At 62.6% G+C, this 380-nt stretch carries 1 protein-coding gene; it reads right to left on the bottom strand.

From position 1 onward, the window contains the following. Positions 1 to 73: 73 nt before the first annotated feature. Positions 74 to 380: SDR family oxidoreductase (locus EN786_RS36310; protein WP_135910074.1), on the bottom strand; the 307-nt coding region annotated here is incomplete at its 5' end.

Raw genomic sequence — 380 nt, 5'->3', positions numbered from 1 at the left:
GCTCTATCTTTTTGTTTTTACGCAATTCCGGACGGAAAACCGCTCACACTTTTCCGGGAATTGCTCTAACCGCCTACATCCGCATCAACAGGCCACCGTCGACGGCGAGCTCGATGCCGGTGATGTAGCTTGCGGCGTCCGACAGCAGGAACAGCGCGGCATTCGCCATGTCCTGCGGCGTGCCGATGCGGCCGAGCGGTGTGTAATCCGCCACGGCGGCACGTTTCTCCTCGGTGTCCCAACGCGCTTGCAATGGCGTCAGCGCCATGCCGGGGCAGATGGCGTTCGAGCGGATGCGCTCGCCGGCAAGCTGCATGGCCAACGACTTGGAGAGGGCGCAGACGCCTGCCTTCGAGGCCTGATAGGCGTCCTGCGGTTTC

This window comes from Mesorhizobium sp. M4B.F.Ca.ET.143.01.1.1, from assembly GCF_004792275.1.
In the GTDB taxonomy this organism is placed as follows: domain Bacteria; phylum Pseudomonadota; class Alphaproteobacteria; order Rhizobiales; family Rhizobiaceae; genus Mesorhizobium; species Mesorhizobium abyssinicae.
Note: the sequence above shows the minus strand (reverse complement) of the source record. Positions and strands in the feature narration are given on the sequence as shown.